Source organism: Pedobacter sp. Bi126 (assembly GCF_918698245.1).
GTDB lineage: Bacteria > Bacteroidota > Bacteroidia > Sphingobacteriales > Sphingobacteriaceae > Pedobacter.
Genome location: NZ_CAKKMS010000006.1, coordinates 202,944 through 216,769, shown reverse-complemented (window position 1 = coordinate 216,769; position 13,826 = coordinate 202,944). Strand labels below are relative to the sequence as shown.

Annotated in this window: 15 protein-coding genes; 7 read left to right on the top strand and 8 right to left on the bottom strand. The window is 38.3% G+C overall.

The window, feature by feature from the left end:
• Positions 1 to 67: 67 nt before the first annotated feature.
• From LQ201_RS21170 to pyrE, 3 genes are all read right to left on the bottom strand, one after another.
• Positions 68 to 2,743: an alpha-L-rhamnosidase gene (locus tag LQ201_RS21170; RefSeq protein WP_230145194.1), complete on the bottom strand. Its 2,676-nt coding sequence runs from the start codon at positions 2,741 to 2,743 to the stop codon at positions 68 to 70.
• Positions 2,744 to 2,886: 143 nt separating this feature from the next.
• Complete coding sequence (locus tag LQ201_RS21165; RefSeq protein ID WP_230145195.1) at positions 2,887 to 3,285, bottom strand: SRPBCC family protein; 399 nt, start codon at positions 3,283 to 3,285, stop codon at positions 2,887 to 2,889.
• Between the two features lie 37 nt (positions 3,286 to 3,322).
• Positions 3,323 to 3,988, bottom strand: coding sequence for an orotate phosphoribosyltransferase (gene pyrE, locus LQ201_RS21160; protein ID WP_230145196.1), 666 nt, complete (start codon positions 3,986 to 3,988; stop codon positions 3,323 to 3,325).
• 361 nt (positions 3,989 to 4,349) lie between these two features.
• Here pyrE and LQ201_RS21155 point away from each other — a divergent pair, with 361 nt between their 5' ends.
• The 4 genes from LQ201_RS21155 to LQ201_RS21140 all read left to right on the top strand — a co-directional run bounded on the left by LQ201_RS21155 (position 4,350) and on the right by LQ201_RS21140 (position 6,781).
• Positions 4,350 to 5,162: a helix-turn-helix transcriptional regulator gene (locus LQ201_RS21155; RefSeq protein ID WP_230145197.1), complete on the top strand. Its 813-nt coding sequence runs from the start codon at positions 4,350 to 4,352 to the stop codon at positions 5,160 to 5,162.
• A gap of 86 nt (positions 5,163 to 5,248) precedes the next feature.
• A complete protein-coding gene (locus LQ201_RS21150; RefSeq protein ID WP_230145198.1) occupies positions 5,249 to 6,019 on the top strand; it encodes an isocitrate lyase/phosphoenolpyruvate mutase family protein in 771 nt (256 codons plus the stop codon).
• Between the two features lie 29 nt (positions 6,020 to 6,048).
• Positions 6,049 to 6,429: a DUF4440 domain-containing protein gene (locus LQ201_RS21145; RefSeq protein ID WP_230145199.1), complete on the top strand. Its 381-nt coding sequence runs from the start codon at positions 6,049 to 6,051 to the stop codon at positions 6,427 to 6,429.
• Between the two features lie 175 nt (positions 6,430 to 6,604).
• Entirely contained in the window at positions 6,605 to 6,781 is a 177-nt protein-coding gene (locus LQ201_RS21140; protein WP_230145200.1) for a hypothetical protein, read from the top strand.
• A gap of 21 nt (positions 6,782 to 6,802) precedes the next feature.
• Here LQ201_RS21140 and LQ201_RS21135 read toward each other — a convergent pair whose 3' ends face one another.
• Positions 6,803 to 7,555 (bottom strand): DeoR/GlpR family DNA-binding transcription regulator, encoded by a 753-nt coding sequence (locus LQ201_RS21135; protein WP_230145201.1) that lies wholly within the window; start codon positions 7,553 to 7,555, stop codon positions 6,803 to 6,805.
• Positions 7,556 to 7,610: 55 nt separating this feature from the next.
• On the opposite strand from LQ201_RS21135, the gene nudK reads away from it, so the two are divergent.
• Both nudK and LQ201_RS21125 read left to right on the top strand, forming a co-directional pair.
• A complete protein-coding gene (gene nudK / locus LQ201_RS21130) occupies positions 7,611 to 8,189 on the top strand; it encodes a GDP-mannose pyrophosphatase NudK (protein ID WP_230145202.1) in 579 nt (192 codons plus the stop codon).
• A gap of 99 nt (positions 8,190 to 8,288) precedes the next feature.
• Positions 8,289 to 9,332 (top strand): NAD(P)-dependent alcohol dehydrogenase, encoded by a 1,044-nt coding sequence (locus tag LQ201_RS21125; protein WP_230145203.1) that lies wholly within the window; start codon positions 8,289 to 8,291, stop codon positions 9,330 to 9,332.
• An 87-nt stretch (positions 9,333 to 9,419) separates the two neighbouring features.
• Here LQ201_RS21125 and LQ201_RS21120 read toward each other — a convergent pair whose 3' ends face one another.
• Positions 9,420 to 10,286 carry a hypothetical protein gene (locus LQ201_RS21120; RefSeq protein ID WP_230145204.1) on the bottom strand — a complete coding sequence of 289 codons (867 nt, stop codon included), beginning with the start codon at positions 10,284 to 10,286 and terminating at the stop codon, positions 9,420 to 9,422.
• A gap of 438 nt (positions 10,287 to 10,724) precedes the next feature.
• On the opposite strand from LQ201_RS21120, the gene LQ201_RS21115 reads away from it, so the two are divergent.
• Positions 10,725 to 11,336 carry an NUDIX hydrolase gene (locus LQ201_RS21115; protein WP_230145205.1) on the top strand — a complete coding sequence of 204 codons (612 nt, stop codon included), beginning with the start codon at positions 10,725 to 10,727 and terminating at the stop codon, positions 11,334 to 11,336.
• A gap of 610 nt (positions 11,337 to 11,946) precedes the next feature.
• Here the strand turns inward: LQ201_RS21115 and LQ201_RS21110 are convergent.
• From LQ201_RS21110 to coaD, 3 genes are all read right to left on the bottom strand, one after another.
• A complete protein-coding gene (locus LQ201_RS21110) occupies positions 11,947 to 12,552 on the bottom strand; it encodes a hypothetical protein (RefSeq protein ID WP_230145206.1) in 606 nt (201 codons plus the stop codon).
• Entirely contained in the window at positions 12,542 to 13,045 is a 504-nt protein-coding gene (locus LQ201_RS21105) for an RNA polymerase sigma factor (protein WP_215126678.1), read from the bottom strand. The genes LQ201_RS21110 and LQ201_RS21105 overlap by 11 nt, the downstream gene beginning before the upstream one ends.
• Positions 13,046 to 13,267: 222 nt before the next feature.
• Positions 13,268 to 13,729, bottom strand: a complete 462-nt coding sequence (gene coaD, locus LQ201_RS21100) for a pantetheine-phosphate adenylyltransferase (protein WP_230145207.1) — start codon at positions 13,727 to 13,729, stop codon at positions 13,268 to 13,270.
• Positions 13,730 to 13,826 lie beyond the last annotated feature (97 nt).

Genomic DNA, 13,826 nt, shown 5'->3' with positions numbered 1-13,826 from the left:
GGATGACAGATTCCATAGAAGGGTCGTCATCCGAAAGCTATTGGATGACGGTATCTCGGGAACCGGATTATTTTCGGGCTTTATGTTCAATTATATACTTACCGGCAGCTAAATCTATTTTGGTGCTATTAGTCATTTTACCATTGACATAAACACTCATACCACTTGTAGTCGGTACATTAAAGGTAGCGGTGGAGTTGGCAGGAATGGTAATATCGTACCTGATTCCATTATTAACTCTTTTCCATATACTTATAATTTTACCATATGGACCAATATGGCTGGCCTCAAAAGAATCTAGGCCTGTCATAATGTGTGGATCCAATATTACATGTTTAAAGCCAGGCTGTTTTTCATCTGGTTTGATACCACCGGGGGATTTGTATAACCACGCGCCAATTTCTCCAAACATAATGTGGTTCATTGAAATATCCGATTTTGCATCAATGGGCCAGTTCTCGTATAAAGTGGTGGCTCCGTTTTCCATCCACCAGCCCCAGCTTGGAAAGGTTTTTTGAGCGGCAACTTTGTAGGCAATATCACTGTAACCATTTTCGCTTAGTGCATTTAAAATGGCTTTTGTACCCAATAATCCAACATCTAAGTGGAAACCATCGGCTTCTACACGTTTGGCTAAATTCTTGGCAACTAAAGCAATCGATTCTTCCGGAACAATTTTCCAATAAAGCGGAACGCTCATTTCGGTCTGTACGCCAGAAGCATAAATCCCTTTTTCCTTATTCAAATACCTGGCATTAAAAGCATCTTTAATTTTTTTAGCCAAAGCTGTGTACTTTTCATAATCATCGTTTTTACCTAAAATTTTTGCCGCCTTTGCCAAAATAAGCACATCAGCATAATAATAACAGGTAGAGGTAAGCTCAACAGGAGATTTAGATTTCACTGGGATCCAATCGCCCAAACCCCAGGTGGTTAAACCCGTTGGGTAGGTTTCGTCTATGTGGTTCACGTATTTTCTAATATTCCCATAACAATCGGCAAGCAGTTTTTTATCTCCGTAAAACAGGTAAACATTCCATGGGATAATGGCAATTGTACTGGTCCAATCGGGTCCGTTGCCCCATTCGTAACCCCAGCCATCGGTAGGGATAATGGAAGGTAAAACGCCATTTGGCTGTTGTTCATCACGGTGATCGGCGAGCCATTTTTCGTAAATGGTAATGCCGTCAAAGCCATAAAGACCAGTTTCTATCGCAATCTGTGCGTCGCCTGTCCAGCCATTTTTCTCTCTCTGCGGGCAGTCTGTAGGGTAACCAAAAAGATTTGATAGGTAAGAATTGTTGGTGGCGTAATAGATTTTATTGATGATGGGTTCTGAAGATTTAACCTCACCAACAACTGGCACATCACTATGCATAAAATAGCCTACCAGATCTTCTTTTTTTAATTGGATGGGAGCGGAGCTACTCACTTCTACATATTGAAAACCCTTATAATTAAAATGGGGCATGAAACTTTGTGCACCTTTTCCGTTCAAAATCAGGATATCCGTCTGAAATGGGTCAGTATTATCAGTTGGCCGGTAATGGGCGTCAATATTGGAGATATCTACGTGTCCGTTGGTATATAAACGCTCGCCGTGCTTTAGTTTTATAACAGTTCCGGCCGGCCCGCTTACCGTGATTTTGCTTACACCTGAAATATTTCTGCCCAGATCGAAAAGATAAGTGGTGTCGTTAAACTTTCTTAAACTTTTGCTTGCTATTTCTTCAACATTGAGGATAGGGTGCATGGCCTGTGCAACAATATTTTTAGATGGTGCTGAACGGTACATCACATTTTTCCAATCTGTATCGTCAAAATCTGGCGTGTTCCAGCCTGCTTTTTCAAGGCGGGCATCATAATGCTCTGCGGTATAAATACTATTAAAAATAATCGGACTTAAAGCTGTTTTCCATTCCTTACCCGATTTAATGGTTTCGGTTGTGCCATCTTCATAAGTGATGCGTACATCAAGACAAAAAGTTGGCCTGTTGCGCCAAGGGGCACGGTCGAAATACCAAACTGCGGTCGATTGGTGGTTGTACCAACCATTGCCTAGCAGTACACCAATAGCATTTTTGCCTTTGCTGATGGCCTTGGTTACATCGTAGGTAACGTATAACGTTCGTCTATCAAAACGGGTATACATCGGGTCCATGCGATGGTTGCCAATTTTTTTGCCGTTAATAGAAAGTTCATACAAGCCAGCTGCAGCGATGTAAGCCCTGGCCGACTTGATTTTTTTAACCGTAGTAAAAGTGTTTCGGAAATAGGGTGCAGGTTTAAGCTTGGTATTTTCATTATCCGAAATCCATGCGCCTTGCCAGTTTTCCATTTTCATCATCCCGGTTTCGAAGCTGGCGATATACACCTTGTTTGATTTCTTTTGGCCTCCATCAGCAATATCAACCCTCCAATAATATTTAGTAAAAGGTTTTAGTGACTGGCCCGAATAAATAACCAAATTATCATCTGATTTAACCCAGCCTGTATTCCAAAGTTTTGCACTGGCTTTAACAAGAAGAGCCGAATCGGTATCTGCCAGAATGCGGTAGGCTGTTTGTTTTGCACCCTGATTGGCGTCGTTCATTTGCCATGTAAAACGCGGATTTGGATTGTCTAAGCCGATTGGGTTTACCAGATATTCGGTTTTTAAAGCGGCAAGCGATTGAGCAAGTGTTTTGGAAATAGGAGCAAGGGCAAAAAATAAAGCAGTTACCTGGAGAAATCTGAGGTTCATAGTTTAAAGGTTATTCGAAAACTAAGGTATTAAAATAATGTGCTGATAAGAGAACGCAATGGAATTTTTACGCATAAAAAAAGACGAGGTTTAACTCGTCTTTTGTATCTGTGCAATCATTTAAATCTGTGTAATCAGCCTTATTAACCTAATATCTCTTTTAGTTTTCCCGTTTGGTGATCGGCCAGTTTTTGTAGGGGACCAGATGCCAGCATTTTCATCATCATGTTCAGATCAGCTGAGATAATGTGTTTAGCTGTAGTTGTTCCGTTTCCATTATCTGCCACAGTCCACTTCAATTCTACATCGAAAGGTGCTTTTTCACTCGGAATTGCTGTTATTTCCTGATTTTCGATACGGCTCGAAATCTTAATGGCCAATTTTGCCATATTTTGGATGGTAAACCGTGCATCATCTTCGGTAGATTCCCAGTTGTAAATATTTTCTGGCATCAGTTGCTGATGATTGTTCATATTGGATAGAAATGCATAAACCTCTGCAACCGGTTTATTTACCTCTACTGCGCTTTCAATAACAGTCATTATATATTTTTTATAGATTTTTGTTTTTACTCAAAACTTAAGACTCCGGACTCAAAACTTGTCCTTGTCCCCATTCTGAAGGATTTAAACGCCATTTACCCAATAATTCCATATCACTTTTGGCAATAATGCTGTGCTCGGCAGCATAATCGATTAAAGCACCATAGTTTGATAAGGTTAAGTAACGACATTTTGCAGCTGCGAAATTTTCGTCTGCTTTTTCGAAACCATAAGTGAAAATTGCTGCTAAACCAGCTACCGATAAACCCGCAGCTCTTAATGCATCAACAGCTTGTAGACTGCTTTTTCCGGTTGAAATTAAATCTTCGATAACCACTACACGTTGACCTTCTACCACTTCGCCTTCAATTAAACTGCCAGTGCCATGTTCCTTAGCCTTCGCTCTTACGTAGATAAAAGGTAAACCAAGTTCTTGGGCTACTAAAACACCTTGGGGGATTCCAGCAGTTGCAACACCTGCGATAACATCTACCGAGCCAAACTCTTCCTGAATGGCCTGTGCAAGTTTCTGACGGATGTAAGTTCTAACCTGAGGGTGGGAAAGGGTGATTCTGTTGTCGCAATAAATCGGCGATTTCCAACCAGATGCCCAGGTAAAAGGATTATTTGGTTGTAATTTGATTGCTTTTATCTGTAATAAAAATTCCGCTACCTTTAATTCAATATCACTTTTATTATACATGGCTCAAAATTACAGATTTATTTGTGTTTGTCATAACGTTTATTAAGCCTCACTTGTTTTAGCAAGGAAAGAAAATATCGGGATTTGAATTTAATCACGACTTCCAAATGCTACAAATATCGGAAATTTTGATGGATGGTAAAAGCTATTTCTTGCCACTCCTTGTAAATCAGTACGATAAAGAATATTATGGCTTAAAACATCTCAGAGAGATCTTGTTGCGGTAAAGGATTATTTTTATGCTGCGACGCTTTGATTACCGCGCTTAATTGTCTCATTAAAGGTATAAACTGTTCCGATTTTTACAATTTCGAGGCTTAGAATTGCACTAATTTTACGATCTTGTAATCAATTGGCATATATGGAATTTAAACAGTTTTTACCTTCAGATCCCTTAAAACCCTATATCAGGCATTATTATATTTTCAAGTCGGATGCTGATTCGGCTTTTGAGGATGTAGTATTTCCCAGTGGGGATATGGAGGTAATCTTTAATCTGGGGAATGGCAGTTGGGAATCGCTTGTAAACAATGCTTTTAAGAAAACACCGAAAATTGAACTTTGGGGGCAGATTACAAAACCGCTTGCTATCCGATCGGTAGGTAAACATACTATGCTCGGGATCAAATTTTATACACACTCGGCATCGTACTTTTTTAATGATCAGATGGGGGTTTTTAACGACTCAATTACCGATCTTCGGGATGTGATCGGAGGAAGTGCAGATGTGCTCCATCAAAAACTATTGGAAACCGAGGGCGAACAGAAAAGGATCGATCTTTTAGAGGCATTTTTGTTAAAAAGACTGATCAGTCATGAAAAGAAATCCTTTCATATCAATAAGGTAGCCGATATCTTAAATAGTATCCTAAAAGATGCTTCGGGAAGCAATATTACCTATATCGCATCAAGGCATAATATCACTACGCGTTATTTGCAACGGTTACTGCATCAGCATACCGGGCTTTCGCCAAAATCTTACGATAAAATCAACCGTTTTCAGCAGAGTTTAAAGATGATTTCAAAAAATGAAGAGCCATTTACCAATATTGCTTATGCCTGCGGATATTTTGATCAATCACATTTTATAAGAGACTTCAAATCCTTTACCGGACTTACTCCTTCGAGTTACCTGGATAACCTTACTCCGGTAAACCAATTGCTTTTTCCATAAATTTTATTTTGTTCGGATTTGTACAATCCGTTGGTTTTTAAGGGCTATATCTTTGATGTATAGTCAATTAAAACAAGATATAGCTTATGAATTCTTTTGAAACATTTAAACAGCTGCACAAAAATACCACTCCGCTTTTGATTGGAAATGTATGGGATGTGAAAAGTGCAGAAATCTTTCAAACCAATGGTTTTAAGGCCATCGGCATTTCCAGTCAGGCCATTTCGAATGCTTTGGGTTACCCAGATGGAGAAAACCTGCCCTTTGATGAGTTGCTGCGTATAACAAAGCGCATTACTGATGTGGTAGATATTCCACTTACCGTTGATATGGAGGCTGGGTATAGCCGCGACCTACAAGGCATTTTAGAAAATGTAGAGAAACTACACGATTGTGGCGCCGTGGGGATTAACCTCGAAGATACTTTACCGGGCGAAAAGAGAAGTTTGGTGCCAGCAGCTTCGTTTGCTGAAACAGTCGCTGCAGTGGCAGGGTATATCAAGAGAAAGAAACTGAATATCTTTCTGAATATCAGAACGGATGCTTTTCTCCTGGGATTGCCAAACGCTTTAGCGGAAACCAAAAAACGCATTAAATTTTATCAGGAAGCTGGAGCAGATGGGATTTTTGTGCCTTGCATTACCGATAGTAGTGATATTGCTGCTGTAGTTCAATCTACTGCACTTCCCATCAATGTAATGTGCATGCCCGATCTTCCAGGATTTAAAGCATTGGAATCGCTTGGGGTTAAGCGTATTAGTATGGGCGGTTTTTTCTTTAATAAAATATATGATCATGCAGGTCAGCTCGCCAGAAAAATATTGGCTGAACAAGAATTTTCGGCCATTTTTTATTAGAACATAGTTAAACATTTAAAATTAAAGACATGGATTTACCAAAAAGAGCAGAAGATGCTCATTCAGCACTAGCTGCCGCATTTAACACAGGAGACATAGCAACCATACTTAATATGTACGATTCATCTGGCATTATTGTTCCCGAACCTGGGAAACCTGTATCGGGCAAAGCACAATTTGAAGAAGCTATTAAAGCCATTCTTGCCATTAAGGGTACTATGGAAATTAAAACGGTGTACTGCATGCAAACGGGAAATCTCGCTATAGGAAGGTCGGAATGGAATATCACCGATGGCGGAGAAGTGAAGGTTAGCGCAAAAGGCATCGAGCTAATGAAGCAAAGCGAAGATGGCACCTGGAAAATTGTTATCGACCATGCTTTTGGGGCGGAAGGAGATCTGATCGCTTAGGCTACAAATAATGCAAAGAATCGTCATTTCGAGCGGGGCTGCGCCACAGCCGAGATGACGATACTCAGCGTTTATTCCTCTCCATTCGTCATCCTGAACTTGTTTCAGGATCTTTCCCGCTATGTATTTTGTAACAATCGATAAAATTGGCTGTCTCAATTAATATTCCTAGTTTATGATTATTTTAAAATCCGATTATTTTAGTTCGCACGAGCGCCTTACCCGTTTTATCAACGAGAACCACATCAAACGAGAAGATATTTTAGTTATCAGCCAGGCACCTGGAATGTTTACCATCTTTTTTTACGCTGATGATGCCGTTGTAGAAATCACACATGGATTGTTCTCCTGATAATTGAGAACCTCTGTAATATTAATGCGTTACTGAATATACTAAGATCTCTTTTGACTGGAATTCTATTATTTCGGGTCCATTATAGTCTGTAACCAAAATATCCACGATCGATAAATCATCAAACTTTAAATACGATGTTTTTCCTATTTTGCTAACGTCGCAAAGTAGGTAAGTCTGATCACTTTGCGATGCCATAGCTAAAGTATTTGAAGCTTCATGTTCACTACCAGCATATAATCCATCGCAGGTAATCCCGTCTGTACCTAGAAAGGCTTTCGAGGCGTGGTATCGGGCAATGTGTTCAGTAGCAATTGTTCCATGAATAGCCTGCCTGATCGGATCAACTTCACCACCAATCATGTTAATGGTTACGGCACTATTCTGTAACTCATTAACTACAGGCAGGGAGTTTGTAATTACCTTTATTTTTTTGTTTTTAATGAACTGGCATAACCTAAAGGCCGTACTTCCACAATCAATGAATATGATATCGCCATCATTAATATCTTCTGCAGCTCTTTTACAGATTGCATCTTTTGCTTTAAAATTAACAGCAGCTTTATTTGCAAATGATACCGGCTTTATCAATTGACTGACTTTCATGGCCCCTCCATGCGTCCGATAAAGCAGTCCGTTAGTTGCCATATTTGCAAGGTCTCTTCTTACAGTAACTTCAGAAACGCCTATTTCCAGTGCCAACTGCCGAATATCAACTTCGCCAAGCTCCTCTAGAAGTTCCAAGATTTTATGTGCTCTTTTTTGAAATGTCATATATAATCAGTTAATTCGATCAAAAATAATCATAATCAATCAAAAATAGTCATTTATGGGAAATATTAATATCCTCAACACGCAAATACTTTCAGATAATTGGTACACTTTGAAGAAAGTGAGTTTCGAAATGATAAGACTGGATGGGGCTAAATCTATTTTGGAGCGAGAGGCTTACGACAGGGGAAATGGCGCTACAATTTTATTGTACAATAAAGAATATAAAACAGTTGTGCTTACACGCCAGTTCAGGATCCCGACATTTATCAATGGAAATGAGACGGGTTACCTGATTGAATGTTGTGCCGGATTATTGGATAAAGATAATGCCGAAGATTGTATCAGAAGGGAGACCGAAGAAGAAACCGGGTTTAGGATTGATCATGTAGAAAAAGTTTTCGAAGCCTATATGTCGCCGGGTTCGGTTACCGAGCTGTTATACTTTTTCGTTGCTGCATATTCAAGTGAAATGAAATTGCATAACGGAGGCGGACTGAAAGAAGAAAACGAATATATAGAGGTATTAGAATTACCGTTTGAAAATGCCCTGGAGATGATAAAAAGTGGTGAAATAAAAGATGGGAAAACGATCATGCTCCTTCAATACGCCTTGCTAAATGGCCTGATGTTGTAACAGCATTGTTTGAATTTTGCAATGATTTATTTGATTTGTGTAATTGTTCTTAGCAAACCGCTGTATACCTTTGTTAAGGTAAAATTAATTTGAATTTTTATGATAGCAACAAAAGGATATGCGGCGCAAAATGCCGAAACTGATCTTGCACCCTGGAATTTTGAGCGCCGGGAAGTAGGACCTCATGATGTTCAGTTTGAGATACTTTTCTGTGGGGTTTGCCACTCAGACCTGCACCAAATAAAAAATGATTGGTTTCCTGGGATATTTCCGATGGTTCCCGGCCATGAAATTGTGGGCAGGGTAACAAAGGTTGGAGATCATGTTAAGAGATTTAAGGTAGGTGATCTTGCCGGTACAGGTTGTATGGTAGATTCTTGCCAGGTTTGTGAAAACTGTAAGCAAGATTTAGAACAATATTGTTTAGAAGGAAATACGCAAACATACAATGGTTTAGAAAGAGATGGTAAAACACCAACTTATGGTGGATATTCGGATACGATTGTAGTAAGAGAAGAATTTGTACTTCATGTATCGGATAAATTAAATCTTGCTGCTGTAGCACCGCTTTTATGTGCAGGTATTACCACTTATTCTCCCCTGAAACACTGGAAAGTAGGAAAAGGCCATAAACTGGCTGTACTTGGCTTAGGTGGTTTAGGCCATATGGCTGTGAAATTTGGTGTAGCCTTTGGTGCCGAAGTAACGGTATTGAGTACTTCGCCTAAAAAAGAAGAAGATGCCAAAAAACTTGGTGCCCATCACTTTGTGGTAACTACCGATCCTGCGCAGGTTAAAGCTGCCAGGGGTACATTCGATTTTATTTTAGATACAGTATCTGCTGAGCACGATTTTAACATGTATCTTTCTTTATTGAGAACAAATGGTATACACATTTGCGTAGGTGTTCCACCTAAACCGGCAGAAATTGCTGCTTTTAGTTTGCTTGGTGGTAGAAAAAGTCTTGCCGGATCGGGTATCGGAGGTATTGCCGAAACTCAGGAAATGTTAGATTTCTGTGCCGAGAACAATATCGTATCGGATATCGAAATGATTGATATGAAAGATATCCACCATGCTTACGAACGTATGGAAAAAGGCGATGTACGTTACCGCTTTGTGATTGATATGGCTACGCTGTAGATCTAAATATCAGATAATTAACAATGAGGGGTTTGGGGCTGAAAAAGGTTTCTAGACCCTTCATTGTTTATCAGACAAATTAATTTCCTAAGTCGTATAATTCTGCTTTACAAATTCTGATATGGAAATGTTATGATCAGATTCTATTTTGGAAATCTGTTTTTTGTTATCCAAAAGCAGGTTTTGGAGCGTACTTAGCAAATCTTTAAGGTAAGAGATAGATAACATCCGCGAAATCCTGCTTCTGATCTTTTCGGCCAGGAACAATTCAACCAGGATCAATGTGATTAAAAAGATATAATGCGTAAAGATCAGGTTATTGGTATTTTTGCTTAAGGCGGGCAACCCTAATGATACCAGGCCTATATCTATTATTAAAGGAATGCCGATAATGGCAATAACCGAGATTGCACTTGCTTTTAGCGTAATGCTTTTTTCTGCTTGTTTTATCTGTTCATTAAAAGCAGAAAATTTATTGTTCAGTGGTGTATTTCTATTGCTTTGTTGTTGTTCTAGCTTCTGAAGGTCTTTTCCATGCGCTATATCTATTATTCTAACCTGCTCTACGATGTATGATTCGGCATTGTTAAGCTTTTCCTGATCTTCTACGATAGATTCTTGTTCAGCTATAATTTTATCCATTACCATCAAATCGTCGGGGATACCATGCCGAAGCTTTTGTTCTGCGGCAATAATACGGTTATCTAATTGTTTAAACTGCCTTTTAAGCTCTGCAATTTCTTTATTGTAATGCTCTTTTTTTGAAGCGTAACTATTTTCCAGACTTTGCAGCTCAGATGCGTACTCGAAATTGGCCAATAACTGTTCATTGCCGGCAAAACGCTGATAAAGCCCGGTTAATGTGATAAAGAGTGCTCCTGTTGATTTTTCTGGGTTAGAAAGATCGTTTCGGTATGCTTCCAGATCTGTTTCGGATAATGAAGGTATGGGCATGGCAGATTAAAAGGTTAAAATTATAAAAAATATTCATCGTTGCAGGAATTATTCGCCATTGTTTTCTAGCTGAATGCTCCAATACAGATAACTAACCATTTTTTTTACATTCTAGTGTGTATGGCCTTTGGTTATTCAGGTTCGTCATTTATTAAATATTAATTTTTTTTCACTCTTTAATAAATTATTCTATATTTGTAGCAAGCAAGGGGTGAGAGCCTTGCATCAATCTTTGATTGAGAGCGTTAATTTAGATAAGGTTACAACATTAATTGTTGTAACCTTTTTTTATATCCTATAAATAACTCAACAATTTTTCTACTTTTAGGGCATTGCAAAATATATAGGTTTCGCAGAAAGAACTCTTTAAATGTAATCGGGAAAGGAGCGGGGTGCTATAAAAAAGCATCATTCTCTATTTAATGTGTGTTAAAATATATGCCAAGAAATTATAGAATTTATATCAACGATAACACTTTGTATATCTCAGATTTTTTGCCAGAGCAAAAAGAAAAAATTCAACAACTGGAATTTCAGGATTTTAATCTGCAAACATTCTACAAAAAACTAAAAAATGGTTCTAAAAAGAGCTATATTTTCTTGACAAAAAATCCTCAGGAGACCTTTAGAAAGTTAAAGAAAGATTGCACCATTATTAAAGCCGCTGGTGGTTTGGTAGAGAGCGCAAATGGCAATTTTCTGTTTATTTTTAGAAATAAAAAATGGGATCTGCCCAAAGGAAAGTTAGAGGAAGGCGAAAAAATGAAGGAAACTGCTGTTCGTGAGGTAGAAGAAGAATGCGGAATCAGGGTTTTTAAACGCGAAGAAAAACTTTGTAAAACCTATCACGTTTATCCAATTGGTACAAAAATGGTGATCAAGAAAACCAATTGGTACAAAATGAAGGTTAAAGGCGAACCAAAATTGGTACCTCAAAAGGAAGAAGGCATTGATGAAGCGGTTTGGCTGGATAAAAACCACATTTCGCCAGTAGTTAAAAATACTTTTCCATCAATTATGGATGTGCTGAGGGCCGGAGGGATACTGTAAGAACTCCCGAAGCGTCAGATGGTAACATCCGACTACACATCTTGTGGTGTCAGATATTTCTATCTGACACGGATTGGAGCAATTATAAATTTGTACTTTAATTTATTTGAATGGTCAGATGGTAACATTAGACTACACAAAATCCCATTGAGTTTGTCACGTTGTCCAAAGGACTCCTACGGAGAGCTTGTCGAAACGCCCTTAAGACATTTAAGTAAATCTTTCGATAGGCTACTATTGATAGTGTCTTATGATTGTTTAATATGAGCGGTTTAGCTGGTTATGTATTTCCGCCTAACTAGGCCGTAGCACAGTATCCCCGTTCCATTTAAATCCGGCCTAACAAATTTTTCGGGCTGCACTGCCTAAGCCAACCTACTAGCTTCGAAAGAAAAATTTTCAGCCGGTGTTTTTGTTTCTTTTTTGACACCAAAAAGAAAGAAGCCTGTCCGGCCAGGACTAATAAAACACCCCTTCCTGCGGACACCCCTCTAAGAGAGGGGAATTACATATCGCAGAAGACCGATAATTAAATGTCATTTATATTGATTTTTATAAAATAAATTACCCTAAGGATGACAATTTAATATTTATATTACGGACTTGCACATTATTCATAATCCAACTCATCAACTACTTTTTTCACCTGCTTTAAATACTTGCCATAGTAATACCAAGCCCATAATTCGGTAATCACACCTATAATCAGAATGGTAATAAAACAGTTTAATAAGGTATAAACCGATGAAAGATTAGCTAAAATTTTGTTGAAAATTGAAGCCTTTTCTATAAATAAATAAATTGCAATGAATGCGACGCCGATAAAGGCAACGATGTAGGTGAGGGCTTTATATAGTTCGATATTAAGTTTCATTTCGTAGAAAAACCAAAGGATGTTTTTGCGCGTATCCAAACTCATGTCGTAAGAGTTTTTATAGAACAGATAAAACTTAAAAAAATAATAAGCGGTAAATCCGCAGGTGATGGCATAAAATATTAAAAACACCTGATTCATTGCCGATGAAAATCCAAAAAAGTAAGGGACAAAGGCCATGAGTACCAAAAAGAAGATCTGATAAAAAAACTCGTGTTTCATTTTCGCCCTTATTTTATCAATTGGGGTATGTGCCTGTTTTATTTTAAGCATATCGGTAGAAATGTTGCTTCCTTCCGGACTTTCAGCATTCCATTCATTTTTTATATCGTCAAAATTCATAACCGTTTTTCTTTATAATGAATTGTAATTTTTCTTTGGTTCTGTTCAGTTTAACCCGTGCATTTACCTCGCTAATGCCCAGGTTTTCGGCAATTTCGCGATGGGATTGGTTTTCGAGAAAGAGAAATATCAATGCTTTTTCTATAACATTCAATTCTTGAACGGCGGTATACAAATAGGCCAGTTTCTCTTCCTTTCCTTCATTCTCATTAACATCTATTACATCAATATTTTCATCCAATGGTGTTTTATCTACTTTTCTATTGTCCCTTTTAAAGTAAATTAGCGCAGTATTTAAGGAAACACGATACATCCATGTAGTAAATTTGGAGTTGCCCTTAAAAGTTGGGTAGGCTTTCCAGAGCTGTAGTACGATTTCCTGAAACAGATCGCGCTGTTCTTCAGCACCGTTCATATACATTTTAGAAATCTTATGTATAATCGCTTTGTGCTGGTTGATCAGGGCGAGGAATGTATTCTCTGTTTCTTTCATTTAATATTATAACCCATTGGTAACCTATTTTTAAAAACGTTACACATTAATTAAATAATTTAACCACAGATAAAAAGGATGAACACAGATGAGATTCCAGTAGATTGGTCGTCTTTTCCGCGCAGGCGGGAATCTTACAACACACACTATGCGATCATTGTAAGATTGCTTCCTCGGCTGAAAAAGCCTCCTCGCAATGATGATCTTTAGATTAACGGAGTATTATAAAAACCTAAGTGCTTCTTTTGGTACAAATGGGCTTACGTCACCATGGTTTCTTAAAATATCGCGCACAATGGTAGAGCTGATGGCTGAATATTCGGGTTTGCTTAACAGTAAAATGGTTTCTACTTCGGGCATCATGGTCTGATTGATCTGAGCGATGGCTCTTTCGTATTCGAAATCAGCAGCCGAACGGATACCACGAACCATATAGGTGGCATCTATTTTTCTACAGAAATCTACCGTTAAACCTTCGTAAGTTTGGATTTCGATATTCTGATAGCCTTTAAAAACAGTCTGCAAAATCTGAAGACGCTGCTCTGCACTTAAGAAATTCTGTTTAGAACTGTTTAGTCCGATACCCACTACAATTTTATCGAAAAGTGGGGTAGCACGTTGTAAAATATTTACGTGCGCAATAGTGATCGGATCAAATGAGCCTGGAAATAGCGCTATCTTCATGATTCAAATATAGATTTTTATGGCGGAATTATTTACCACTAAGACACGAAGAATGCAATGAGGGTTATTTTTTGCCATGGAAACACGGATTTACACG

What these genes read in the sequence shown, in the direction of transcription:
- LQ201_RS21170 (WP_230145194.1), bottom strand. Translation starts at nt 2,743, where the DNA reads ATGAACCTCAGATTTCTCCAGGTAACTGCTTTATTTTTTGCCCTTGCT.
- LQ201_RS21165 (WP_230145195.1), bottom strand. Translation starts at nt 3,285, where the DNA reads ATGACTGTTATTGAAAGCGCAGTAGAGGTAAATAAACCGGTTGCAGAG.
- pyrE (WP_230145196.1), bottom strand. Translation starts at nt 3,988, where the DNA reads ATGTATAATAAAAGTGATATTGAATTAAAGGTAGCGGAATTTTTATTA.
- LQ201_RS21155 (WP_230145197.1), top strand. Translation starts at nt 4,350, where the DNA reads ATGGAATTTAAACAGTTTTTACCTTCAGATCCCTTAAAACCCTATATC.
- LQ201_RS21150 (WP_230145198.1), top strand. Translation starts at nt 5,249, where the DNA reads ATGAATTCTTTTGAAACATTTAAACAGCTGCACAAAAATACCACTCCG.
- LQ201_RS21145 (WP_230145199.1), top strand. Translation starts at nt 6,049, where the DNA reads ATGGATTTACCAAAAAGAGCAGAAGATGCTCATTCAGCACTAGCTGCC.
- LQ201_RS21140 (WP_230145200.1), top strand. Translation starts at nt 6,605, where the DNA reads ATGATTATTTTAAAATCCGATTATTTTAGTTCGCACGAGCGCCTTACC.
- LQ201_RS21135 (WP_230145201.1), bottom strand. Translation starts at nt 7,555, where the DNA reads ATGACATTTCAAAAAAGAGCACATAAAATCTTGGAACTTCTAGAGGAG.
- nudK (WP_230145202.1), top strand. Translation starts at nt 7,611, where the DNA reads ATGGGAAATATTAATATCCTCAACACGCAAATACTTTCAGATAATTGG.
- LQ201_RS21125 (WP_230145203.1), top strand. Translation starts at nt 8,289, where the DNA reads ATGATAGCAACAAAAGGATATGCGGCGCAAAATGCCGAAACTGATCTT.
- LQ201_RS21120 (WP_230145204.1), bottom strand. Translation starts at nt 10,286, where the DNA reads ATGCCCATACCTTCATTATCCGAAACAGATCTGGAAGCATACCGAAAC.
- LQ201_RS21115 (WP_230145205.1), top strand. Translation starts at nt 10,725, where the DNA reads ATGCCAAGAAATTATAGAATTTATATCAACGATAACACTTTGTATATC.
- LQ201_RS21110 (WP_230145206.1), bottom strand. Translation starts at nt 12,552, where the DNA reads ATGAATTTTGACGATATAAAAAATGAATGGAATGCTGAAAGTCCGGAA.
- LQ201_RS21105 (WP_215126678.1), bottom strand. Translation starts at nt 13,045, where the DNA reads ATGAAAGAAACAGAGAATACATTCCTCGCCCTGATCAACCAGCACAAA.
- coaD (WP_230145207.1), bottom strand. Translation starts at nt 13,729, where the DNA reads ATGAAGATAGCGCTATTTCCAGGCTCATTTGATCCGATCACTATTGCG.